Here is a 24,819-nt window from a genome sequence, read left to right on the forward strand (position 1 = left end):
ACGCCATGCAAAAAGATGACCGAGAAACAGTCAAGAGCAGTCTTAAGTTTGAATGCCATCGCGAAAGTGACATCCTACCAAACATTAATCAAGAAGCAGATATACTTTATAAATACGGCCTATTCCTACAAACAAAAGAGGGACCAAAAGACTTTAACGACGTAGCCCGCTACTATCGAATTGCAGCTGCTCATGGACACTACAAAGCTGCGACTAATTTGCAGGCACTAATCACACAAGGCTTGGCAAGCTCAACTAATGGCCAAAAGGAAACTATCGAGCTTGTAGAGAAGTTTATGAACTTAGGTGTTCCAGGTGCTTACTATGACATGGGCCACTATCTTGAAGCAGGCTATGGAGTCGAGCAAGATCAAGAAAAAGCTAATGCATATTTTCGAAAGGCGGCTGACCTAGGTAGCCCTGATGCTCAGTACTACGTTGCTACATTACTGGGGCGAGTAAAAGGTGGAGTAGACATCATGGAGCAAATGCTGCATTGTGCTGCTTATCAAGGCCATGCGAGCGCCGCTAGGGAGCTAGCAGGATATATACGTGAATCTAAAAAATTTAAAGAAGCAGTACTTATTTATCAGATTAGTATTAAAGCTGGTGATTCCGCATCCGCAAGACGATTGAGCAAAGCATTCGAAGGTCCGCCTCCAACAGAGGAACTTTACTATTTAGGTGTAGATTCAGATAAGGAGCGGGCAGATAGATATCGTTTGATAAGCAAATTTCTTAAAAAAAATGAACAACTGGGTTCAAAACTTCCAGATATAGACTCTATTGTTCCTTTGCCTCCAGCCAAACTTCCCGCTTGGGACGGGACATTCCAGTGGCAAAAAAAACGTGAAGCAGAAGCCCTTCCAAAAAAGCCCGACAACATATTAATTCAACGTCTAAGCAAGGATAAGAACCTCGATTTCACTACAGGCCTTCCATTATCCAGCGGTTGATCACATACAATATTAATGCCCGCCGTCATTGTAGCGGCGGACATTAAAAACGGCGCTGAATACCGGCGACGTAAGTACCGCTAGATATGCAAGAGCACGGATAAAGTTATGCATAACTCAATTTGTTTAGCGCGCACCCTGCTACTTGTATTTTTCCGTGGTATAGACGCCAAGTATCAGGCGTTGCTCCTCTCGAGATTTCAGCCTTCCATATATTTCATCCGCGACGGATCCCACCCCTGCATTGGCGAACTGCTCAGGATCAAGGCTGCCAACGGTGTGAAGGTGCGCATACTGGGCTGGGAAATGCCCTTCAACTCCGCAGGCGTAGCAGGCGAAGGTAATCTGCCGGGCAAAGGTGTAATCCGGATAAAATCCCGGGCCATGCAAAGCTCCACGCCTGATCAGTATGACTACGATCGCGACTGGTTCTCCGAATGCGCGGTGTCCGATGGCAAGGCGACTGAGCGAGTCAAAGGCAAATCTCCAGTGTTCGTGAGTCGTGGCTTCAGCGCCAATGAACGGTTAGAGATCAAGCACTGGGTGAAGTATGAAGCGCTCGATCCCAATATCAGCGTGGGCATGCGCCTCGTCCTGAGCGCCAGCGCCTCGCACCACCAGAAAAGTGTACTGGTCGACTATGAACTGCCCAGCGCGGTCGGCTTTGTCATGGGCCACAATTCGCTGGACGAGTATTGGGACACCGATCAACACTCTGCACTGAACCGTGAAGAAGGCACCAAGCCTGAGCCCTATCTCGGCTCGCGCGGCTCTACGCCACGCCAGGACATCTCGTGCATGTTGTCCGGGCCGATTCTCCACGATGTGCACCAGAACTTCGCCATCGCCTGGCGCAAGGAAACCGGCGAGGACCTGCTCGCCTGTCGCGATTGCGATCCGACCTCCAATCGTCTCCAGTTCCAGAGCGGCACGCGGTTGATGATGCAACTGTTGCGCACCCAGGCTCAGGTGGGCCAGCCCAAAACCAACCGCAAGCACAAGGATGACGTAGGCGACCATGAAAAACCTGTCTTTGACATCCAAAGCGGTTACATGGTGGCTGCCAATAACGTCACCCAGTTCATCTACATCGAGAACCAGTACTTCCGCTGGCCGCCGCTGGCTGATCACCTCAAGACCCTGGCAGGGAAATACTTCAAAGCAGGCCGCAAGGAGCCCCTCTATCTTTTTGTCGTCACCAATGACACCAAGGACGGGGTCGGAATGGGCACGGCCAAGACCCAGGAAATGCTCGCCAGCCTGGGTCGGGCAGAAACCATTCCGGCCATCACCAAGCTGCGAATGATCAAGGAGATGAAAAGTGAAGCCCCGGTCAGACCTCGGCCGGACGGGCCAAATGACCGTGCCGGGCAGAAAAAGCTGGACGAATGGCAAGCGGAGATAGACCGGAAAACCAAGGAGATTGAAACTTCCAACTTGGTAGCCAAGGAAGTGCCAGGCTTGAAGATTCATGTCTGCTCATTGGTCGCGCGCGATTTGCAGGACGGCCAGCCGTGGATGCCGGTTTACATCCACTCCAAGCTGATGATCGTCGATGACGTCTACACCACACACGGCTCGGCCAACATCAACACTCGAAGCATGATGGTTGATAGTGAACTGAACATCTGCCATGAGCATCCGGAGTTTAGTCAGCCGTTGCGGCGGCGGTTGTGGGATTTGCATACGAAGGGGTTAGGGGGGCAGGATGAGCCTGAAATAGCATTTAAAGCCTGGAGCGCTATCATTGGTAATAACAAGAGACTGCAGTCAAAAAAAATGTCTCCATACGCTCCCCTTAACGAATTTTATTACAGCGATACTTCTATGACGGACCTTGACTAATGCGTCTGACTCTTTTGCTTTCAAGCGTTCTGATGGTCGCGTGCGGCACTAGCAATGCCGTTAATCTAAGAACAAAGGACATCCCCTTGAATCAGCTGACTGATATTAATGCAAAACTGGCCTTTACCTGCGTACACGAGAAGTTTCCGGCCTCTTCGTCAGAAACCGATATGCTGTTCCAGCATGCTCGCTGGTTACAGAAAAACAACCAGATCAAGCAGGACAAGACAGTTGATCTCGAAATCGAGCGACTGTACCGAATTGCCGCTGAAAACCAGCATTATAAAGCGAACGTCAATCTGCAGAACGGCGGCATGCGTGGCGAATTTAAGTTAGGCGGCGAAGAACATCTAAGATTAAGTCAGCAGTTGATCGACGCGCGCATAGCGACTGGTTATTACTTCATCGCTGTATTTCTTGAGCGGGGATCCGCTGGCTTGCATAAAGATCCGGAAATGGCCTTACGTTACTTTCGCAAAGCGGCGGATGAGGGAAGTGCCCAGGCCCAAGCTTATGTGGCAGACAAACTAGAACCGATCGATATTGCTCCGAACATTGCACGACAGATGCGCTGGTGTGCTGCTGAACAAGGTAACGGAAAGGCCGCGACAGCATTAGGTAACGATCAAACAATTGATGGAAATTATCAGAAGGCACTTAAAGCTTATCAACTTGGTGTTGCAGCGGGCGATGAAACTGCAGCATTTTTTTTAGAGAGTGGTTTTGATGATCCTGCATCGGTTAATCGCTTGTACTTCATAGATCAGAAGAAAGATTTGGAGCGTGTAGATCGCTATAAAAAAATTGGTAAGTTGCTAGGTGACTGGTCCTATGCCAACCCAAGCGTCCCCGAAATCAACGAAATCGTCCCCCTGCCCCCAGCCAAACTCCCCGCATGGGATGGCAAACTGAAATGGGTTGAAGAGCGTGAAGCCAACGTCCCTCCGCCCAAGCCTTCTGAAGCGCTGATTGAGCAACTGGCCAAGGCTATGGTCCTTGATCCTAAAACAGGCAAGCCGTTGCCAGGCTCTCCCGTTTACAGCAAGGAAGACTGAATATAGGGCGGTAGAGGCTTTCTGTTACGAGCCAGATTCTGCATGTGCCTAGAGTGATCTGCACATGCAAATCTCTGCCCAAACTCAAACCCGACACGCTCTCGTTGAACCTTATTATAGCGACGCGACTATGACGGACCATGACTGATGCGCCTGACTTTGTTGCTTTCGATCCTGCTGTTGGCCGCCTGCAGCTCCGGCAATGCCGTTACCTCACGGACGAAGGACGCGCCGCTGAATCAGTTGAGCGAAGTCAGCACCAAACTGGCATTTACCTGCGTACACGAGAAAATCCCGGTTCCTTCGTCAGAAACGGATGTGCTGTTTCAGTACGCGCGCTGGCTGCAGAAAAACAATCAGATTCAGCAGGATGAAACGGTCGATATTGAGATCGGAAGACTGTACCGCATCGCGGCAGAGAACAATCATTACAAGGCCAACATCAACCTGCAGAACGGTGCCATGCGTGGCCAGTTCAAGCTGACTGGCGAGGAACGCTTGCGTCTTAGCCAGCAACTGATAGATGCACACGTGGCTACAGGTTACTACATGATCGCCATCTACCTTCAAAAGGGCGTGGCTGGGCTGCAACAAGATGAAGATATGTCACTGCGTTACTTCCGTAAAGCAGCAGACGAAGGAAGTGCTCAGGCACAAAGCTATGTAGCTGACAAGTTTGAGGCAGCCAATACTGCTCTTGAGATTGCTCGCGAAATGCGTAGTTGCGCGGCTGAGCAGGGCAACGGAGAAGCAGCTAGAGCTTTAGGTGTAGATCAGAAATTAAATAAGAGTTATCGAGCTGCTCTTGAGGCTCTCCAGTTGGGCGTTGCAGCGGGTGACGAGTTTTCAGCGGCTTCTTTGAGTAAAAGCTTCAGTGGTCCAAAGCCAGACAATCGCATGTACTATCTTGAGCAGCAGGAAGACCAAGAACGTGCTGACCGTTACAAAAGAATCAGTAAATTACTAGGCAACTGGTCCTACGCAAATCCAAGCGTCCCTGAAATCAACGAAATCGTCCCCCTGCCACCAGCCAAACTCCCGGCCTGGGATAGCAAGCTGAAATGGGTTGAAGAGCGTGAAGCCAACATCCCGCCGCCCAAGCCTTCCGAAGCGCTGATCGAGCAGTTGGCCAAGGCCATGATTCTTGATCCTAAAACAGGCAGGCCGTTACCGGAGTCGCCGGTTTACAGCAAGGGAGACTGATCAAAAGTCTGATGACGCCGATCCGGAAGAGATTCTGCATATGCCTATAGCGGGCGGCATATGCAAACTTTTACTCACGTCTAAAGCCGTCCAGAACGCCATTTATGCGTTTTATGTCTTAGCATGGATCGTACAGGAAGAATAACGTTAAAATCGATATCAAACTATCGCAGCCATCAAGAATATCTTGGGGTGAGCGACTATCAAACACTTTCTGCTCAAGGTAATTTCCATGATCACTTTGGTACTTTTCCTATGTGTCTTGTCTGCAGTTTTTTATATAGGTCGTGTCATTTTTCGGATCATCAGCACCGATGAAAAAGGCCGGATTTCAAATGTGCTTACCCCAGCCACGTTGTTTAAAATGGCGTGCGCTTTTTTGGTCCTGTGTGTGGCTTCAGTCGCAGTATTTATAGGCGGCACAGCTAGCGCAATCAGCGGTTCAGGAGGAAGTGCCGAAGGTCAACAGCTTATGGATGCCATGTTGAGTCTCAGTAAGTTTTGCCTTTACGCGGCATCGGTTTTGGCATTAGCTGCATTGATGAAACTCCTTTCGAAATAGCGATGGCCGGTAAGCTTTTTGCGCAGGAAAAATCATGGGTCAGCCTATCGAGTTTTGGTGTTGATCGTTCACACAACGTGGCTAACACCAAGAGGCGCCCCAAAGGACGCCTCACTCAATCATCCCTCCTCAAAGCACACTCAACGGATACTCCACAATCACCCTCACCTCATCCAGGTCCGATTCAAACGCCGTGGCCCGAGTCGTTGCCTGACGCACGCGCAGCGACAGGTCTTTGAGTGATCCGGTCTGCACAATGTATTTCGCTTCGATATCGCGCTCCCAGCGTTTCTGGTCGGTCAGCGGGTTGCCTTGCGCGTCGCGGCGCATGTAGGTGCTGTTGGCGTTGGAGTAGTCGGCGTCGGTGCCTTTGCCGTAGCGGGTCATGAATGACAGGCCGGGCACGCCGAAGGTGGACATGTCGAGGTTGTAGGTGACCATCCACGAGCGTTCTTTGGGTGAGTTGAAGTCGCTGTACTGGATGGAGTTGGCCAGGTAGATGGAGTCGGACTGTCTGAGGTAGTCGAAGTCATCATCGCCCTCGTTGCGCTGGTGCGAGAGCGACAGGGTGTGTGCTCTGTATTGCAGGGCGACTTTTGCACTCCAGATGTCGTTGTCGAATTCGCCGAGCAGCTTTTTGCCTTCGTCAGTGGCGTTGTAATAGTTCAGGCTGCTGGTCAGCGACAGGTCATCAGAGAGCGGCAGCACGTAGGACGCTGAAGCGTATTTCTGATCCCAGGCGTCTTTGAGTCGGCTGGTGTAGAGGCCAAGGCTCAGCCTGTCGGTGGCCTGATAGTCACCGCCGAAGTAGGCAACCCATGGAGAGTCCACGGCACCGCCGTAGAAGGTGACGAAACCGTCGCGCATGTTGCTGGAAACGGGCTGGCTCATGGAGTGCAGGCGACCGCCTTGCAGGGTCAGGCCGCTGATGCTGTTGTTGACGGCGGTAACGCCGCGAAAGCTTTCCGGCAGCAGTCGGGAGTCGCCGAAGGCAACCACCGGGGTGGAGGGAAACACATCGCCCACGTTGACGACGGTGTCGAAGGCTCTGGCCTTCAGCGAGCCACCTACCTTGGTGTATTCGTCACGGGCGCGGCCTTCCCCATCGACCGGCAGCACGTCGAACGCGCTGCGGCCGCCGTTGCGGCCGTCACCGGTGTCGAGCTTGATACCGATCATGGCAAATGCATCGACCCCGACGCCGAAGGTGCCTTGAGTAAAACCTGACTGGAATCGCCCGATGATGCCTTGCGCCCACGCTTCGGAGTAACCATTGCCGGTAGGGCTGGATTCGCCGTTGCGGTGGTCGCGGTTCATGTAGAAGTTGCGGTTGAGTACGGTCAGCGTGCTGCCTTCGATGAAGCCTTCTTTCTGCTCTTCAGCGAATACGGCAGCCGGTGCGACACCGGCGAGGGTCGAACACAGGGCCAGTGATAGAGTTTTAAGTTGAGTCATGTGCGCTCCGTCTAATCGGCAGATTGTTATAAACATGTCGATCTGGCTGTTTTTATTAACCCGAGCGCTGCCAGTGGGGCACAATCTTGAAGTGGCGAAGATAACGCCGAGGTGACGGAAAGATTACAAATATGAAAGGAAGTGCATTACAGCACGCCGTTGCTCAATAAAACAAAATACGCTTTGACCGGTGTAATCAGACATTCAAGATAGGACGCAGAGCGTCCAGAACGGCATTCCCACGCTGGAGCGTGCGGAACGATATGTGTCGTGCCAGTGCTCCGCGTTGGCATGAAGTTCGTGACGCTCTGTGTCACACCTTCAAGCGACGTTTTTGGCGGGAATAAAAAAAGCGCCCCGAAGGACGCTTAAAGATTCGCCCCGACCAAAGGAGCAGGGAGCTACCAAGGGCGAATGGGGGTGCAGCGGGTCGGGCATCAAAGGCATCAGCCTTCGGACTTGGTCGACCGCTCGGCCTTGGCGTTGTCGTCTGTGTTGACGTAGCGCTCGGCTTTGTTGCTGCTGTTCTGTTCCTTGAAGCGCAGTTCCTGTGCAAGACGCATCTTGTCAGCCGCTGTGCTTGCGTACTCGTTGCCGTCGTCGGCGAAGGCTGCAGTGGCGGACAAGGCAGCTACGGCGAAAACCATCGACTTGATCAGTTTCATCATCATTACCTCTTTCGGTGTGTAAGGAGTTCCTTAAAAGCGCAGTGCTCGTCAGGGATGAAACAAGCTTACGTCCGGGTAGCTAACAGGAAGGTGAGCAGAGAATGACAATACTGTTAGAAAGCTGACATCTGCGAGATTACCGATTTGTAATGTTTCAGCCACTTTCCGGTTAGTGCGCACTTGGTAAGGTTGAACCACATTCAAACGGAGACAAAAGAAAATGCGTACCGCCAAATCGTTGTTACTTGCTCTGGTCATTCTTTCGCCACTGAGTGCTTACGCTTACACCACGGATGAAGTCAAAGCCACCACAGTGATCAAGGAACACCAGGCCAGCGTGCAGAAATACGCGGCTATCCATAACAAGCCGATGCCGGAGATCAAGGAGTACAAATACGGAATGAAGCTCGACGTTGCCAAGGTCATTCGCAAATCCCCGGATCTGCAAACCTGTAGCGTGATGCCGAAACTGATGACCTACGAGGACTCCAAAGGCAAGCTGAACACCGTGCAGTACCAGGTCCTGAGCGGGTGCAGAAACAGCCAGTGATTCTGAACCTGCCAGGGAGGCCACCCACCGTTACATCCCCCGTCAGCCCGGACCGTTATCCGGGCTGACTTTTTTGTGTCTGCAATGCCCCGCTTCTTGCGCTTTCAAGCGCTGCCTCATTCACTGATTCCTGCCTTTTTTGCAACATCACCGTATCTGCGTGGTCAACGCAAACCCCACTGTGTCGTGTCGCGATGTGTCTGGACATGGATCCGGTCCATCAAACACAGGCTCGGTTACGGTGATCGAGACACTGCACTTACGGATTCTGGAATGACGGATGCTTGAACTTGCTGCTGGTTTTATCTGCCTCACTGCGCTGCTGACCTATGTGAACTATCGCTTTATCGGTCTGCCGCCCACCATCGGTGTGATGGTCACCGCGCTGATGTTCTCTTTGCTGCTGCAAGGGCTGAGTTTTCTGGGCTATCCCGGCCTGGAAGATCGCGTCCAGCAGCTGATCGGTCAGATCGACTTCGGCGACCTGCTGATGAACTGGATGCTGTCCTTCCTGCTGTTCGCCGGCGCGCTGCACGTCAACCTTGCCGACCTGAGAAGCTATCGCTGGCCCATCGGCCTGCTGGCAACCTTCGGTGTGCTGATTGCCACCACCGTGATCGGCGCGCTGGCCTACTGGATCTTTGCCCTGTTCGGCTGGCACGTCAGCCCGCTGTACTGCCTGCTGTTTGGTGCGCTGATCTCGCCCACCGACCCGATTGCAGTACTCGGCGTGTTGCGTACCGCCAACGCCTCCAAACCGCTGAAAACCACCATCGTTGGTGAAAGCCTGTTCAACGATGGCACGGCGGTGGTGGTGTTCACCGTTCTGCTGGGTATCGCCCAGTTGGGCGAGACGCCGACGGTTGGCGAAACCGCTCTGCTGTTCGTCCACGAAGCGGTCGGCGGTGTGCTGTTCGGCGGCGTGATCGGCTATGCCGTGTACCTGATGATCAAAAGCATCGAGCAGTACCAGATCGAGGTCATGCTGACTCTCGCACTGGTGATCGGCGGCTCGGCGATGGCGTCTGAACTGCATGTGTCAGGCCCTATCGCGATGGTCGTGGCCGGGCTGATCATCGGCAACCTGGGGCGTAATCTGGCGATGAACGACATGACCCGTCGTTACATGGACGGTTTCTGGGAATTGCTGGATGACATGCTCAACGCGTTGCTATTCGCGCTGATCGGCATGGAGCTGTTGCTGCTGCCGTTCTCTTGGCAGCACCTGATTGCCGCCAGCCTGTTGGCTGTGGCAATTCTGCTGTCGCGCTTTGTCACCGTGGCCCCGGCGATTCTGCTGCTGCGTCGCTGGCGCAAGGTGCCACACGGTACGATCCGCATCCTGACCTGGGGCGGCTTGCGCGGTGGTGTTTCGGTGGCACTGGCGCTGGCCTTGCCCACCGGGCCGGAGCGTGACCTGCTGCTGAGCATCACCTATATCGTGGTGTTGCTGTCGATCCTCTTGCAGGGCCTGACGATCGGCAAGCTGGTGCATGCCGTGACCCGTTCGCCTCAGGCGAAAGAGCCCACAGAGCATTGATCAGCCGGATGCAGCGGCGCGCCGGTACTCACTGGGCGTCTGCTGCATCTCCACGCGGAAATGCCGGTTGAAGTTGGACAGGTTGGCGTAACCCACTTCAAAGCAGATGTCCGACACCGACATCTCGCTGTGCAGCAGCAACCGGCAAGCCCGCTGAACCCGCAGCTTGCGCATCAGATCAATAAAACAATGCCCGGTGGTGCGTTTGAAAAAGCGCGAAAAGCCCGGATCACTCATGTCCAGCCGTTGCGCGATGACTGACAGACGAATATCGCTGGTCAATTCAGTCAGCAGATAATCGAACGCCTTGTTGATCCGCTCGGAACTGCGCGCATCCAGGGTTGGGGCATACCAGGCGCTGGCCAGCAGACGAGCCTCCTGCGCAGGTGCCTTCATCAGTGTGTTGACCAGTTGCAGAAACAGAATCAGCCGTTCCAGGCCTTGTGCCGGGCCGATCTGCTCCAGCAGTTGCGCAGCCTGCATGGCCGTTTCGCCGGTGAACTCCAACCCGCGACGTGCCTGTTCGAACAGACGCTGCAAGTCGCCCAGTTCCGGCAGCGTGCCACGTAGCGCCAGCAACGCCGCGCCATCGAACTGCAACACCACGTCACGCCCGGCCAGGTGCTCGCCGGGGGCAAGATCGCCGATCCAGTCGTGGGGCAGATCGGGACCGATCAGGGCCACATGACCGGCACCGAACTCACCGATGTAATCACCGGCCACCAGCTTGCCACTGCCCTGGCGGATCAGGTGGATTTCAAATTCTGGATGGTGGTTCCAGCGGGCCAGCGAGTAGGGATAGTCGTGCTCGTACCAGCGAAAGCAGTGGTCTGGTTGCGGGAGAATAACCTCAAGTTCGGCGGGACGCTGCTCAAACAAAGCCGCTCGGCTGTCAGGCACTGGACGCCCCTTTTATCGTTATGAATGCGCTGTGGACAACTAAACATACGCCCTGCCGCTCGGCCAGTGCTAGCTCACAATTAATCCGCCACTGATACTTTTTTGCTTTCAGAGCGCCGCGTGGCCAGCGGTTAAAAAAGTATCAGTCGATCATTCGCAGTGCGTTTGTTCAGGCCGCAACAGGCTGCTGTAATCAAGCCGTCCACCATGGTGATTCAGCCGTGGCCAACAACAAAAACAATGACTCCCGCCAGCCAAGGCGCGGGATGGAGTGCCCTGAGATGAAGATCCGCAAAGCGCTTTTCCTGTCAGCGGGCGTGTCTGTCGCCCTCAGCAGCATGGCCGCGCAGGCCGCCGAGACCGTGACCATCGCCACCGTCAACAACGGCGACATGATCCGCATGCAGCGCCTGTCGAAAATCTTCGAACAGCAGCATCCTGATATCAAAATCAATTGGGTGGTGCTGGAAGAAAACGTCCTGCGCCAGCGCCTGACCACCGACATTGCCACCCAGGGCGGCCAGTTCGACGTGCTGACCATCGGCACCTACGAAACGCCACTGTGGGGCGCCAAGCAGTGGCTGGAGCCGATCACCGGCCTTGCGCCCGAGTATGAGCTGGAAGATATCTTCCCCTCGGTGCGGCAGGGTTTGTCGGTCAAGGACACGCTCTATGCCCTGCCCTTTTATGGCGAAAGCACGATCACCTATTACCGCACCGACCTGTTCAAGCAGGCAGATCTGAGCATGCCGCAGCAGCCAACCTGGACCCAACTGGGTGAGTTCGCGGCGAAGCTGCATCAGCCCGACAAAGGTATTTACGGCATGTGCCTGCGGGGCAAGGCCGGTTGGGGCGAGAACATCGCGCTGCTGAGCACCATGGCCAACGCGTTTGGCGCGCGCTGGTTCGATGAGCAATGGAAGCCCGAACTGAGCAGCCCGGAATGGAGCAAAGCGGCGAATTTCTACGTCGATACACTGAAAAAGTATGGCCCGCCGGGCGTGTCGAGCAATGGTTTCAACGAAACCCTCGCGCTGTTCAACAGCGGCAAATGCGCCTTGTGGGTCGACGCCAGCGTGGCCGGTTCCTTCACAACGGACAAGGAACAGAGCAAGGTGGTCGACAGCGTCGGCTTCGCACCTGCGCCGGTTGAAGTGACCGACAAGGGCTCGTCATGGCTTTACGCCTGGTCGCTGGCGATACCGACCACCTCAAAGCACAAGGACGCGGCCAAGACGTTCATCACCTGGGCGACGTCCAAAGCTTATATCCAGCTGGTCGCCGAGAAAGACGGCATCAGTAATGTACCGCCAGGCACTCGAACTTCTACCTACAGCGAGGCCTATCTCAAGGCTGCGCCGTTTGCCAGCGTCACGCTGCAAATGATGCAACACGCCGACCCGGCGCACCCATCGGCCAAGCCTGTGCCTTACGTCGGCATCCAGTACGTGACCATTCCCGAGTTCCAGGCCATCGGCACCTCGGTCGGCAAGTTGTTCTCCGCCGCCGTGACCGGCCAGACCACCACTGAACAGGCGCTCAGCGCTGCACAGGCCGTCACCGAGCGCGAAATGAAACGCGCCGGTTATCCGAAGTAAAGCTGCGGCCCTCAACTGTATTGGAAGGATGATGAACCCATGAAACGACTTGAAGGTAAAAGCGCGCTGATCACCGGATCGGCGCGAGGCATCGGGCGGGCGTTTGCGCAGGCGTACATTCACGAAGGTGCGCGCGTGGCGATTGCCGATATCGACCTGCAGCGCGCACAGGCGACAGCGACCGAACTGGGCCCCAACGCTTATGCGGTGCGGATGGACGTCACGGATCAGGCGTCCATCGATCAGGCCATCGCCGCTGTGGTCACACAGACCGGCAAGCTGGATATCCTGATCAACAACGCCGCGCTGTTTGATCTGGCACCAATTGTCGATATCACCCGCGACAGTTACGAACGGCTGTTTTCGATCAACGTCGCGGGCACCCTGTTCACTTTGCAGGCTGCAGCCAGGCAAATGATTGCCCAGGGACACGGCGGCAAGATCATCAACATGGCCAGCCAGGCCGGACGGCGTGGCGAGGCGCTGGTGGCGGTGTACTGCGCGACCAAGGCTGCGGTGATCAGCCTGACCCAATCGGCCGGACTGGACCTCATCAGGCATGGCATCAACGTCAACGCTATCGCACCGGGCGTGGTCGATGGCGAACACTGGGATGGCGTGGATGCGATGTTCGCCCGCTATGAAAACCGCCCGCTGGGCGAGAAGAAGAAACTGGTCGGCGAGCAGGTGCCATACGGACGTATGGGCACGGCGGACGACCTGACCGGCATGGCGATTTTCCTTGCTTCGCCGGACAGTGAATACGTGGTCGCGCAGACCTATAACGTCGATGGTGGCAACTGGATGAACTGAGGTGGACTGCCTGCAAAGATGAGCAAGTCCGTGCAAAAAGGCCCGTCGCTGCTTCCATTGCCGGAGCGATTGGCTAAGATGCGCGGACCGCCTGTTGTCTTGGCGGCTCATCAAGGAGCACGAATGTCCACTGAAGAGGAGATCGCCATTTCCGGCGGTACACCTATGATCCCCGATCAGCGCCGGGAGCTGATGCTGCGTCAATTGCGCAAGCATCAGGTGCTCAGCGTTCATCAGTTGATGGAGATGTTCGACTGCTCGCACATGACCATCCGCCGCGATATCGCCCAGCTGGAACAGGAAGGCCGGGCCTATTCAGTCACCGGTGGCGTGCGTATCGCCAGCCAGGTGCACAGCGAGCCCAGCCATCAGTCCAAGGCGGTTATAGAGCTGCCGCACAAACAGGGCATGGCGAGGCTCGCGGCGGGTTTGCTGCATCCGGACATGACGATTTACCTGGACGCGGGCACCAGCACACTGGAAATCGTCCCGCATATCATCGCGCTGTCAGGCATGACAGTGGTGACCAATGATTTCGGCGTAGTCAACGCACTGGCCGATGCTGCGCATGTAGATGTGATTCACACCGGCGGGCTGCTCGATCATCCGAACCGCTCCAGCGTAGGCGGGCTGGCGGCAGCGACGTTGCGGCAACTGGCGACCGACGTGGCCTTCATGTCGACCAGCTCGTGGGACCTGCAACGCGGCACGACTACGCCGTCGGCGCTGAAAGTCGAGGTCAAACAGGCCGCCATGCAGTCAGCCTCGCAAACCGTATTGGTCGCGACCAGCTCGAAATACGGCACCTTCGGCATGTACAAGGTGGCAGGGCTCGAGCAGTTCGACACCATCATCACCGATGCCGCACTGGCTGAAGCGGCAGCGGATGGTATCCGTAAGCAGCGTATCGAATTGTTGCTGGCCCCGGTGGGTGGCAAGCGCTAGACACTTGATACCCGCCCTGAGCTTCAGCCGGCTGCGTGTCCCGATAATCCATCAGGCATAAAAAAACCCCGGTCTCTCGACCGGGGTTTTTTATTCAGCGCGGGCTAAGTATCAAGCCTTGGCTTTCTTGGCAGCGCGGGTACGCTCGCTTTCGTCCAGGATCTTCTTGCGAAGACGGATGGATTTCGGCGTTACTTCGCACAGCTCGTCGTCCTGGATGAATTCCAGAGCCTGTTCAAGGGTGAACTTGACAGGTGGAACCAGAGCGATGGTTTCGTCTTTGCCCGAAGCACGCATGTTGTCGAGCTTCTTGCCTTTGGTAGGGTTCACACCCAGGTCGTTGTCGCGGCTGTTCAGACCAACGATCTGACCACCATAGATTTCCTGACCGTGCTCGACGAACAGCTTGCCGCGCGCTTGCAGGGTTTCCAGGGAGTAGGTCAACGCCTTGCCGGTTTCAACCGAAACCAGAACGCCGTTCTGACGGCCGGACATGTCGCCGGACTTCATCACGTCGTAACGGTCGAAGATCGAGGTCAGGATGCCAGCACCGGAGGTGAGGGTCAGGAACTCGTTACGGAAACCGATCAGGCCACGGGCCGGGATGTTGTACTCAAGGCGAACACGGCCCTTGCCATCCGGAACCATGTTGGTCAGGTCGCCTTTACGCAGACCCATTTGCTCCATGATCGCGCCCTGGGATTCTTCCGGCAGGTCGATGGTCACGTTTTCATACGGTTCGTGCTTCACGTCGCCTACGCGACGGATGATCACTTCCGGACGACCAACACCCATTTCGAAGCCTTCGCGACGCATGGTTTCGATCAGTACCGAGAGGTGCAGCTCACCACGGCCGGAGACCTTGAACTTGTCGGCGGTGTCGCCTTCTTCAACGCGCAGGGCAACGTTGTACAGCAGTTCCTTGTCCAGACGTTCCTTGATGTTACGGCTGGTGACGAACTTGCCTTCCTTACCGCAGAACGGCGAGTCGTTAACCTGGAAGGTCATCGAAACGGTTGGCTCGTCGACGGTCAGCGGCTTCATCGCTTCAACATTCAGCGGATCGCACAGGGTGTCGGAGATGAACAGCTGGTCGAAGCCGCTGATGCAGACGATGTCGCCGGCAGCTGCTTCTTCAACGTCCACACGGTGCAGACCGTGGTGACCCATCAGCTTCAGGATACGACCGTTGCGCTTCTTGCCTTCGGCATCGATAGCAACAACCGGGGTGTTTGGCTTGACGCGACCGCGAGCGATACGGCCAACACCGATGACGCCCAGGAAGCTGTTGTAGTCCAGAGCCGAGATCTGCATCTGGAACGGGCCGTCACGGTCAACTTTTGGCGCAGGAACGTGGTCGACGATCGACTGATACAGCGGAGTCATGTCTTCAGCCATGTCGGTGTGTTCCAGACCGGCAATACCGTTCAGGGCCGAGGCGTAGACGACTTTGAAGTCCAGCTGTTCTTCGGTAGCACCGAGGTTGTCGAACAGGTCGAAGATCTGGTCCAGAACCCAGTCCGGACGCGCACCTGGACGGTCAACCTTGTTGATGACCACGATTGGACGCAGGCCGGCTTCGAAAGCCTTCTTGGTCACAAAACGGGTTTGCGGCATAGGGCCGTCCTGGGCATCAACCAGCAGCAGTACGGAGTCAACCATCGACATCACGCGCTCTACTTCACCACCGAAGTCGGCGTGGCCAGGGGTGTCCACGATGTTGATGTGGTAGCCATTCCAGTTGATCGCGGTGTTCTTCGCGAGAATGGTAATACCGCGCTCTTTTTCCTGGTCGTTGGAGTCCATCACGCGCTCGTCGTTGAGCTCGTTGCGCTCAAGGGTGCCGGACTGGCGCAGGAGTTTGTCTACCAGGGTGGTCTTACCATGGTCAACGTGGGCAATGATGGCGATGTTGCGTAGATTTTCGATCACTTGTGTATCTCGATCAGAGGATTCGGTCTGCTGACTGTTTATAAGGCAGCGATTAACTATTTCGAGTCGGCAAAAGCCGTTACGGCATGACGACTGGTGTCGGGGGGCCGGTGACGCAAGCCACAGGCAAACAGCCCCGGGCACTTAGCTCGGTCGATAAACGCGCACATTGGCATGCCCCTCACTGAGCAAATGGTGAGCATGCAGGCGACTCATGACGCCTTTGTCGCAATACAAAAGGTACTGGCGCGTGTCATCCAGTGCCTTGAAACGGCTGTTCAATGCGTAGAACGGCAACGTCTGTATCTCCACGCCAGGCACTTGCAGCGGCTGGTCCTCTTGGGCATCCGGGTGACGGATGTCGATGATGACCTGACCGGCCAGCGCCTGGCTGACTTCTTCTATGTCGACATTGCGGCTCAGATCGTCGATGACCCGATCGATCGAAATCAGCTTCGCGCGTTCAAGCGCTTGCTCGAGAATCGCCATGTCGAACTGTTTTTCTTCGTACTCAACGCGATTTCGCTTGGCGTTGGTCTTCGGGTTGACCGAAATCACCCCGCAATACTCAGGCATGTGCCGGGCAAAATCGGCAGTGCCGATTTCAGTCGCCAGGTCCACGATGTCCTGCTTGTGGCTCGCAACCAGCGGTCGCAGGACCAGCTTGTCGGTCGCCGCGTCGATCAGCGACAGGTTCGGCAGCGTCTGGCTGGCAACCTGTGAAATCGCTTCGCCAGTTACCAGCACGTCGATTTCGAGACGATCAGCCACGGCGGATGCAGCGCGTAACATCATACGCTTCAAAACTACACCCATATGACTGTTATCGACTTTCTGCAGAATTTCTCCGAGAACTTCCTCGAATGGCACGCTGACAAACAGCACCCGCTGCGAACTGCCGTACTTCTTCCAGATGAAGTGAGCGACTTCCATCACGCCCAGTTCATGGGCACGTCCGCCCAGATTGAAGAAGCAGAAGTGCGCCATAAGGCCGCGGCGCATGATCTGGTAGGCTGCGACGGTCGAATCGAACCCGCCGGACATCAATACCAGGGTCTGCTCCAGCGCACCCAGCGGGTAGCCGCCCATGCCCTGATGCTGGTCATGAACGACAAACAACCGTTGGTCGCGAATTTCCATGCGCACGACCAGATCGGGCTTTTTCAGCTCGATTCCGGCAGCGCCGCATTGCATTCGCAACTTGCTACCGACGTATTTCTCGACATCCATCGAGCTGAAATCGTGACGACCGGCGCGTTTGCAACGCACTGAAAACATCTTGCCGGGCAGCAGGTCGGCGTAGTGCAGTTTGCACTTGGCGACGATGTCATCCATGTCGCCCAACGGGTACTCGGCCACCTGCAGAAAGTTGGCAATGCCCGGCATGCAACTCAGCCGGTCCCTGATGCCCTGCAGCACTTTGGGGTCGGTCTGGCGGGTCTCCACCTCAAGGTTGTCCCATACGCCACCCACGACAATGTCCGCGTCCAGTTCACGGAGCACGGTACGAATGTTCTTGCCCAGTTGCCGGATGAATTTCTTGCGCACCGGCGGGCTTTTAATGGTGATTTCTGGAAAAACTTTAACGATTAGTTTCATGGAAACAGCGCGTGAGGTGCCGACTGAAAAAGGGGGGCGCGGATTATAGCGGAAATTGCTCAACGTTTAACCAGTTATCGTACACCCGACCATCAACGCACCAAAAAGAGTCGACGCACCAAATTGCAGCGCCATAACAGTGCGTACTTTTCTCGGCAGACGCGTTTAAATCCCCTGAAAGCCTGCTTTTGAAGCAAAAAACCCAACACGGGGCACTGGCATGCAAATTGCTCCCTTGTGAGGCAGGTTGCCTTGGCAGAATATTCGCGCCGGCATCACCCAAATTCAAGGGACCCAGCCTATAGAAGGCGGTTCTTAGCCACCCGGAGGACACCATGTCGAAGTCGGTTCAACTCATCAAAGATCATGACGTTAAGTGGATTGATCTGCGCTTCACGGACACTAAAGGTACGCAGCACCACGTGACCATGCCAGCTCGCGATGCGCTGGAAGATGACTTCTTCGAAGTCGGCAAGATGTTCGACGGCTCCTCCATCTCTGGCTGGAAAGGCATCGAAGCTTCCGACATGATTTTGCTGCCGGACGACGAAACCGCTGTTCTGGACCCGTTCACCGAAGAACCGACCCTGATCCTGGTGTGCGACATCATCGAACCGTCGACCATGCAAGGTTACGATCGTGACCCACGCGCCATCGCTCGTCGCGCCGAGGAATACCTGAAGTCCACCGGTATCGGTGACACCGTATTCGCAGGCCCTGAGCCAGAATTCTTCATCTTCGACGAAGTGAAATTCAAGTCCGACATCTCGGGCTCCATGTTCAAGATCTTCTCTGAGCAAGGTTCGTGGATGTCCGACCAGGACGTGGAAGGCGGCAACAAAGGCCACCGCCCAGGCGTCAAAGGCGGTTACTTCCCGGTTCCGCCGTTCGACCATGACCACGAAATCCGTACCGCCATGTGCAACGCTCTGGAAGAAATGGGCCAGACCGTTGAAGTTCACCACCACGAAGTGGCGACCGCTGGCCAGAACGAAATCGGCGTGAAATTCAACACGCTGGTTAAAAAGGCTGACGAAGTTCAGACCCTGAAATACGTTGTTCACAACGTTGCTGACGCTTACGGCCGCACCGCGACCTTCATGCCAAAGCCTCTGTACGGTGATAACGGTTCAGGCATGCACGTGCACATGTCCATCGCCAAAGATGGCAAGAACACCTTCGCAGGTGAAGGCTATGCCGGTCTGTCCGACCTCGCTCTGTACTTCATCGGCGGCATCATCAAGCACGGCAAGGCGCTGAACGGCTTTACCAACCCGTCCACCAACTCGTACAAGCGTCTGGTTCCAGGCTTCGAAGCGCCGGTCATGCTGGCCTACTCGGCGCGTAACCGTTCCGCCTCGATCCGTATTCCTTACGTCAACAGCCCACGCGGCCGTCGTATCGAAGCACGCTTCCCGGATCCTTCGGCCAACCCGTACCTGGCCTTCGCGGCTCTGTTGATGGCTGGCCTGGACGGCATCCAGAACAAGATCCACCCTGGCGACGCAGCTGACAAGAACCTGTATGACCTGCCGCCTGAAGAGGCCAAAGAGATCCCACAAGTTTGCGGCAGCCTGAAAGAAGCGCTGGAAGAACTGGACAAGGGCCGTGCGTTCCTGACCAAAGGCGGCGTGTTCAGCGACGACTTCATCGACGCTTACATCGCACTGAAAAGCGAAGAAGAAATCCGCGTTCGTACCTTCGTACACCCACTGGAATATGAGCTGTACTACAGCTGCTAATCCAGCCGCGCCAGCGTTGATGGCGTAACAAGAGACCTCCTTCGGGAGGTTTCTTTGTTTCTGAGGACCGATTTTTTATTTTGTGCAATAACGGGATACCGCATCAGAAAAAAAATACCGGGCAAACTTCTGGCTCGAATTTCAGCCAGCAAGGCCATCCCGACATGCCCTACAGACTTCTGATCACAGCTGCCCTGATAGCACTGACAGGCAACGCCGTTGCCCAACAGGCAAGCCCCACCGTCGAATCCCGTGTTCTGCTGAAAAGCAAAACTTCCTGGGATGGCACGCCTTACATTGCCTACCCCAAAGGCCAGCCCGAGCTGACCGTTCTGAAAATCAACATTCCTGCAAACACCGCGCTGAAATGGCATAGCCATTCGATCCCCAACGCCGCCTACGTGGCCTCAGGAGAAATCACCGTCGAAAAACGGGACAGCAACAAGGAAATCCGCCTGAAAAAAGGCGACGCACTCGCAGAGATGGTTGATATCGTGCACCGCGGCAAGACGGGCGACACACCGGTCGAACTTATCGTCTTCTACGCCGCGACAGAAGCAACGCCGTTGTCGCAATAAGCTCTCACCAGCACGTACGCGGAATGCAGCCTTGCAACGTGAAATTCTTTTCACCACCGGGCACTGGCTGCATACCCAAGAATCGGGCTTAACTCTGAACCCGCCCCGATCAATATGGAGTTGAATATGCGCCTGCTTCTGGCCTCTTCCCTGCTGACCCTGACGTGCATGTCTTCCTGCTTCGCCTTCGCCGCCGAGCAGAAGCCCTCTGCTATCGAGCCGCTGTTGCAAGCCATCAGCGAGCGCCTGTCCATCGCCGATCAGGTTGCCCTGAGCAAATGGGACAGCGGCAAGGCGGTCGAGGACCCGCCACGCGAACAGCAAGTGATCAGCGCCGCCCAGGCCCGCGCTGCCGAGTTCAAGCTCAACCCCGATGATATTCAACGTCTGTTCCGCGCCCAGATCGAAGCCAATAAACAGGTGCAGAACGCCCTGCTCGCCCAGTGGCACGCGGCAGGCAAAGCGCCCGACACGGTCAGACTCAGCCTGGTCGATGACATCCGTCCGAAGCTGGATCGCCTGCAAACCCAACTGCTCCAGGCCTACGCCGACTTCCAGCCACTGCGCAAGACCGAAGACTGCAGGATAAAGCTGGATATGGCGCTCAAGCGCTATCAGACCGACCCGATTCATGATCAGGCACTGGTACTGGCCACCGCCGATCTTTGCTCGGCAAACCTCTGACACATCAGGCGGATAGCGCAGCATAGGGCGATGTGTTCTATGCTGACGGCCAATTGTGCCATTGCTGTCGAGAGTCTCATGCGTCAAAGCCTGATTTGCCTGCTGCTGTTGATCAGCCTGCCTGCCTTGGCGCAGATCTATAAGTACACCGATGCGAACGGCAACACTGCGTTCAGCAATCAGCCACCCAACGGCACCAAAACCGAAGTGGTCGAGCTGCCGCCACTCAACAGCATAGAAACGCAGACGCCCGCCAGACCGGTCGTCAACAGCACCCCGCAACCGGCCCCTGCACAACCTCAGCCACAGCCACAAACGGCCTACGACGTACTGGAACTGACGGACCTGCCAGCCGATGAAGCATTACGTGCCAACAACGGCACGTTCATCATTGGCGTGAAGATCCAGCCGCGTCTGCAACCGACTCACAGCCTGCAACTGCTGCTGGACGGCAACCTGTACGGGCAGCCCTCCAACCTGCCGCGCTTTCAAGTGGTCAACATCGATCGTGGCGAGCACAGCTTCGCGGTAGTGGTAAAAGACGGCGAGCGGATTATTCAGCAGAGCGAGACCATTACGCTGACTATTCAGCGCGTGCACCTCGGTAAACCATGAACAGACACAGAATGCACAGCGCGCTGATCTGCCTGCTGCTGCTAATGGCGTTGCCAGCCGCTGCCGACGTCTATACCTACATCGACGCGCAAGGCAATCGGGTGTTTACCGACCAGCCGCGCAAGAACGCCAAGCGCGTCGATATTCCACCCAGCAACAACATGACCGGCACGCCGCCAACCCGAACCTTGAAAGCACACCCTGCCAAACCCGCCGTGCAGCCGATGTTTCATTATCAACTGCTGAGAATTCTGGTGCCCGAGCCGGACGCCACACTGGTCAATCCCAGTGGTGATCTGATCGTTACCGTCACCAGCGAACCGGTGTTACAGCCGGGACACAGCTACCGGCTACTGCTGGATGGCGTTGCCGTCGGCGAGGCTGGCCGCAGCCCTGTCTTCCCGCTGAGCAATGTGGATCGCGGCACACACCAGTTGTCGGTAGAGATTTTCGACGAGCTTGGCCGTGTTCTGGAAAAAACGCCGAACCAGCCGTTTCATCTGCAGCGTATTTCCCTGGCGCAAAAACGCGCGACTCATCCCTGCAAGGAGGATGACTACGGCGTGCGTCCCGAGTGCCCACTCAAGGACAAGCCCGAGCCTAAAAGCAGCATCCTGCCTTTCTTGTGATCCTCGGCAAAGTCGAAGCACCTTTTTGGTGCGCCATCTGCACGCCTGCGCAACAATACAGTCCAATTTGGTTCAGGAACGCGGTGTAAGTAGCGCCGTATGCGGGCACTCGCTCGAAAAACGGCCCGGTTTTGCAGATAAAGCGCTTCTTTTCGGAGCCTTGGTTTGGTTTTTGCAACTTCACTGAGACAGCACCGTATTGGTGGCCTTGCTCCTGCTGGCGCAGACCAACCAGCACCAGCATTGCGCAACTGCAATGTGCCAAAAGAGGTCAACACGATTCATGACTATCAGCGACGCGCTGCACAGACTGTTACTGGATAACCTGACCACTGCCACCATTCTGCTCAACGCCGACCTGCGACTTGAGTACATGAACCCGGCAGCGGAAATGCTGCTCGCCATCAGCGGGCAGCGCAGCCATGGGCAATTCATCAGCGAGCTGTTCACCGAGTCGGCTGAGGCACTGAGTTCGCTGCGTCAGGCAGTGGAACAGGCTCATCCTTTCACCAAGCGCGAAGCGATGCTCACCGCACTGACCGGTCAGACACTGACTGTCGACTATGCCGTGACGCCGATCCTCAGCAAGGGCGATACCCTGCTGCTGCTTGAAGTGCACCCACGTGACAGGCTGCTGCGCATTACCAAGGAAGAGGCCCAGTTGTCCAAGCAGGAAACCACCAAGATGCTGGTGCGTGGCCTGGCTCACGAAATAAAGAATCCGCTGGGCGGAATTCGCGGTGCCGCACAGCTGCTGGCCCGCGAGCTGCCTGAAGAAAGCCTCAAGGATTACACCAACGTGATCATCGAAGAGGCCGACCGTCTGCGTAATCTGGTCGACCGCATGCTGGGTTCCAACAAGCTGCCGTCGCTGGCGATGACCAACGTGCACGAAGTGCTTGAACGAGTGTGCAGCCTGGTCGAGGCCGAAAGTCAGGGCTGCATCACGCTGGTGCGCGACTATGACCCAAGCATTCCCGACGTCTTGATCGACCGCGAGCAAATGATCCAGGCCGTGCTCAATATCGTGCGCAACGCCATGCAGGCCATCAGCGGCCAGAACGAGCTGCGCCTGGGACGGATCACCCTGCGCACCCGCGCCATGCGCCAGTTCACCATCGGCCACGTTCGCCATCGACTGGTCAGCAAGATCGAAATCATCGACAACGGCCCCGGTATTCCGGCCGAACTTCAGGAAACCATTTTTTACCCGATGGTCAGTGGCCGCCCGGATGGCACAGGGCTAGGTCTTGCCATTACCCAGAACATCATCAGCCAGCACCAGGGCCTGATCGAGTGTGACAGCCATCCCGGCCACACCACGTTCTCGATCTTCCTGCCGCTGGAACAAGGAGCAGCTTCGACATGAGCCGTAGTGAAACTGTCTGGATCGTAGACGACGATCGTTCTATCCGCTGGGTACTGGAAAAGGCCTTGCAACAGGAAGGCATGACCACACAAAGCTTCGACAGCGCCGACGGGGTGATGAGCCGTCTGGCCCGTCAGCAGCCGGACGTAATCATTTCCGACATCCGCATGCCCGGCGCCAGTGGCCTGGACCTGCTGGCGCGGATTCGCGAGCAGCATCCGCGTCTGCCGGTGATCATCATGACCGCCCATTCAGATCTGGACAGCGCCGTGGCGTCTTATCAGGGTGGCGCTTTCGAGTACCTGCCCAAGCCGTTCGACGTCGATGAAGCCGTCTCGCTGGTCAAACGCGCCAATCAGCACGCCCAGGAACAGCAAGGCCTGGACGTCGCTCCGACGCTGACCCGCACCCCTGAAATCATTGGCGAAGCGCCAGCGATGCAGGAAGTGTTTCGCGCCATCGGGCGCCTGAGCCATTCCAACATCACCGTGTTGATCAACGGTGAGTCGGGGACCGGCAAGGAGCTGGTCGCTCATGCACTGCACCGCCACAGCCCGCGCTCGGCGTCGCCGTTCATTGCGCTGAACATGGCGGCGATTCCCAAGGACTTGATGGAATCGGAGCTTTTCGGCCACGAAAAAGGCGCATTCACCGGCGCGGCTAACCTGCGTCGCGGTCGTTTTGAACAGGCTGACGGCGGCACGCTGTTTCTCGATGAAATTGGCGATATGCCAGCCGACACCCAGACCCGTCTGTTGCGCGTGCTGGCCGATGGCGAGTTCTACCGGGTAGGCGGGCACACGCCGGTCAAGGTCGATGTGCGGATCATTGCCGCGACACACCAGAATCTGGAAACCCTGGTACAGGCCGGAAAATTCCGTGAAGACTTGTTCCACCGCCTGAACGTGATCCGTATCCACATTCCGCGCATGTCGGACCGTCGTGAAGACATCCCGACCCTGGCCAAGCACTTCCTCAGCCGCGCGGCTCAGGAACTGGCGGTCGAACCCAAGCTGCTCAAGGCCGAGACCGAGGAATACCTCAAGCATCTGCCGTGGCCTGGCAACGTGCGTCAGCTGGAAAACACCTGCCGCTGGATCACGGTCATGGCGTCGGGTCGTGAAGTGCACATCAGCGACCTGCCACCGGAACTGCTGAGCCTGCCGCAGGACGCTGCGCCGGTCACCAACTGGGAACAGGCGCTGCGCCAGTGGGCCGATCAGGCCTTGTCTCGTGGTCAGTCCAGCCTGCTGGACAGCGCCGTGCCGACCTTCGAGCGGATCATGATCGAAACCGCCCTCAAGCACACCGCCGGTCGCCGCCGCGACGCCGCCGTGCTGCTGGGCTGGGGCCGCAACACCTTGACCCGCAAGATCAAGGAACTGGGCATGAAGGTCGACGGTGGGGATGACGACGAGGCTGATGAGGGCTGAGTGGTTATATGATGGTCATTGGTGCCAATGCTCCGCATTGGCATGCATTTCGAAACACTCTGCGCCGCGCCTACTATTCAAGGCAGGACGTAGAGCGTCCAGAACTGCATTCCCACGCAGAGCGTGGGAACGATAGTCATCTCAGGAA

22 protein-coding genes are annotated in these 24,819 nt (G+C 56.3%); 17 read left to right on the plus strand and 5 right to left on the minus strand.

The features are described 5' to 3' along the window. Window positions 1-5: 5 nt before the first annotated feature. The 5 genes from RYB09_RS25460 (at window position 6) to RYB09_RS25480 (ending at window position 5,621) form a co-directional block, all read left to right on the plus strand. The gene (locus RYB09_RS25460) at window positions 6-956 is read left to right on the plus strand and encodes a sel1 repeat family protein (protein WP_371913414.1); all 951 of its coding nucleotides are present in this window, start codon (window positions 6-8) and stop codon (window positions 954-956) included. A gap of 108 nt (window positions 957-1,064) precedes the next feature. Next, the gene (locus RYB09_RS25465; protein ID WP_316890745.1) at window positions 1,065-2,801 is read left to right on the plus strand and encodes a phospholipase D-like domain-containing protein; all 1,737 of its coding nucleotides are present in this window, start codon (window positions 1,065-1,067) and stop codon (window positions 2,799-2,801) included. Beyond that, window positions 2,801-3,856, plus strand: a complete 1,056-nt coding sequence (locus RYB09_RS25470; protein ID WP_122258832.1) for a sel1 repeat family protein — start codon at window positions 2,801-2,803, stop codon at window positions 3,854-3,856. Before RYB09_RS25465 ends, RYB09_RS25470 begins: the two co-directional genes overlap by 1 nt. A 147-nt stretch (window positions 3,857-4,003) precedes the next feature. Further along, window positions 4,004-5,059, plus strand: coding sequence for a sel1 repeat family protein (locus RYB09_RS25475; RefSeq protein WP_122258831.1), 1,056 nt, complete (start codon window positions 4,004-4,006; stop codon window positions 5,057-5,059). A 232-nt stretch (window positions 5,060-5,291) separates the two neighbouring features. Continuing rightward, on the plus strand, window positions 5,292-5,621 hold the full coding sequence (locus RYB09_RS25480) for a hypothetical protein (RefSeq protein ID WP_122258830.1): 330 nt from the start codon (window positions 5,292-5,294) through the stop codon (window positions 5,619-5,621). Between the two features lie 129 nt (window positions 5,622-5,750). On the opposite strand, the gene RYB09_RS25485 is transcribed toward RYB09_RS25480, so the two are convergent. Beyond that, window positions 5,751-7,076 carry an OprD family porin gene (locus RYB09_RS25485; protein ID WP_054078158.1) on the minus strand — a complete coding sequence of 442 codons (1,326 nt, stop codon included), beginning with the start codon at window positions 7,074-7,076 and terminating at the stop codon, window positions 5,751-5,753. A gap of 446 nt (window positions 7,077-7,522) precedes the next feature. Further along, on the minus strand, window positions 7,523-7,747 hold the full coding sequence (locus RYB09_RS25490; RefSeq protein WP_004663296.1) for a hypothetical protein: 225 nt from the start codon (window positions 7,745-7,747) through the stop codon (window positions 7,523-7,525). A gap of 217 nt (window positions 7,748-7,964) precedes the next feature. Here RYB09_RS25490 and RYB09_RS25495 point away from each other — a divergent pair, with 217 nt between their 5' ends. Further along, window positions 7,965-8,294 carry a DUF2790 domain-containing protein gene (locus tag RYB09_RS25495; RefSeq protein ID WP_004663292.1) on the plus strand — a complete coding sequence of 110 codons (330 nt, stop codon included), beginning with the start codon at window positions 7,965-7,967 and terminating at the stop codon, window positions 8,292-8,294. Between the two features lie 280 nt (window positions 8,295-8,574). Beyond that, window positions 8,575-9,834 carry a sodium:proton antiporter gene (locus RYB09_RS25500; RefSeq protein ID WP_316890751.1) on the plus strand — a complete coding sequence of 420 codons (1,260 nt, stop codon included), beginning with the start codon at window positions 8,575-8,577 and terminating at the stop codon, window positions 9,832-9,834. On the opposite strand, the gene RYB09_RS25505 is transcribed toward RYB09_RS25500, so the two are convergent. Beyond that, window positions 9,835-10,734, minus strand: a complete 900-nt coding sequence (locus RYB09_RS25505; protein ID WP_058409200.1) for an AraC family transcriptional regulator — start codon at window positions 10,732-10,734, stop codon at window positions 9,835-9,837. A gap of 281 nt (window positions 10,735-11,015) precedes the next feature. Between RYB09_RS25505 and RYB09_RS25510 the strand changes: the two genes are divergently transcribed. From RYB09_RS25510 to RYB09_RS25520, 3 genes are all read left to right on the plus strand, one after another. Further along, on the plus strand, window positions 11,016-12,332 hold the full coding sequence (locus tag RYB09_RS25510) for an ABC transporter substrate-binding protein (protein ID WP_058401840.1): 1,317 nt from the start codon (window positions 11,016-11,018) through the stop codon (window positions 12,330-12,332). 39 nt (window positions 12,333-12,371) lie between these two features. Beyond that, on the plus strand, window positions 12,372-13,145 hold the full coding sequence (locus RYB09_RS25515) for an L-iditol 2-dehydrogenase (protein ID WP_316890754.1): 774 nt from the start codon (window positions 12,372-12,374) through the stop codon (window positions 13,143-13,145). 123 nt (window positions 13,146-13,268) lie between these two features. Next, window positions 13,269-14,090 (plus strand): DeoR/GlpR family DNA-binding transcription regulator, encoded by an 822-nt coding sequence (locus RYB09_RS25520; RefSeq protein ID WP_002555713.1) that lies wholly within the window; start codon window positions 13,269-13,271, stop codon window positions 14,088-14,090. A 111-nt stretch (window positions 14,091-14,201) separates the two neighbouring features. On the opposite strand, the gene typA is transcribed toward RYB09_RS25520, so the two are convergent. Further along, window positions 14,202-16,022: a translational GTPase TypA gene (gene typA / locus RYB09_RS25525; RefSeq protein WP_002555714.1), complete on the minus strand. Its 1,821-nt coding sequence runs from the start codon at window positions 16,020-16,022 to the stop codon at window positions 14,202-14,204. A 144-nt stretch (window positions 16,023-16,166) separates the two neighbouring features. Next, window positions 16,167-17,621: a tRNA uracil 4-sulfurtransferase ThiI gene (gene thiI, locus RYB09_RS25530; RefSeq protein ID WP_004654939.1), complete on the minus strand. Its 1,455-nt coding sequence runs from the start codon at window positions 17,619-17,621 to the stop codon at window positions 16,167-16,169. Window positions 17,622-17,956: 335 nt separating this feature from the next. Between thiI and glnA the strand changes: the two genes are divergently transcribed. From glnA to ntrC, 7 genes are all read left to right on the plus strand, one after another. After that, the gene (glnA, locus tag RYB09_RS25535) at window positions 17,957-19,363 is read left to right on the plus strand and encodes a glutamate--ammonia ligase (protein WP_002555716.1); all 1,407 of its coding nucleotides are present in this window, start codon (window positions 17,957-17,959) and stop codon (window positions 19,361-19,363) included. A gap of 164 nt (window positions 19,364-19,527) precedes the next feature. Beyond that, window positions 19,528-19,941 carry a cupin domain-containing protein gene (locus tag RYB09_RS25540; RefSeq protein WP_122258823.1) on the plus strand — a complete coding sequence of 138 codons (414 nt, stop codon included), beginning with the start codon at window positions 19,528-19,530 and terminating at the stop codon, window positions 19,939-19,941. Between the two features lie 126 nt (window positions 19,942-20,067). Next, window positions 20,068-20,625: a chorismate mutase gene (locus RYB09_RS25545; RefSeq protein WP_316890758.1), complete on the plus strand. Its 558-nt coding sequence runs from the start codon at window positions 20,068-20,070 to the stop codon at window positions 20,623-20,625. A gap of 78 nt (window positions 20,626-20,703) precedes the next feature. After that, window positions 20,704-21,240 (plus strand): DUF4124 domain-containing protein, encoded by a 537-nt coding sequence (locus RYB09_RS25550; RefSeq protein WP_081003985.1) that lies wholly within the window; start codon window positions 20,704-20,706, stop codon window positions 21,238-21,240. Between the two features lie 11 nt (window positions 21,241-21,251). Beyond that, window positions 21,252-21,869, plus strand: a complete 618-nt coding sequence (locus RYB09_RS25555; RefSeq protein ID WP_058401836.1) for a DUF4124 domain-containing protein — start codon at window positions 21,252-21,254, stop codon at window positions 21,867-21,869. 283 nt (window positions 21,870-22,152) lie between these two features. Further along, window positions 22,153-23,238, plus strand: coding sequence for a nitrogen regulation protein NR(II) (gene glnL / locus RYB09_RS25560; RefSeq protein WP_002555720.1), 1,086 nt, complete (start codon window positions 22,153-22,155; stop codon window positions 23,236-23,238). Then, window positions 23,235-24,671 carry a nitrogen regulation protein NR(I) gene (gene ntrC, locus RYB09_RS25565; RefSeq protein ID WP_002555721.1) on the plus strand — a complete coding sequence of 479 codons (1,437 nt, stop codon included), beginning with the start codon at window positions 23,235-23,237 and terminating at the stop codon, window positions 24,669-24,671. Before glnL ends, ntrC begins: the two co-directional genes overlap by 4 nt. Window positions 24,672-24,819: the final 148 nt, after the last annotated feature.

Origin of the sequence: Pseudomonas syringae group sp. J254-4 (genome assembly GCF_032586855.1) — a bacterium.
Taxonomy (GTDB): domain Bacteria; phylum Pseudomonadota; class Gammaproteobacteria; order Pseudomonadales; family Pseudomonadaceae; genus Aquipseudomonas; species Aquipseudomonas amygdali.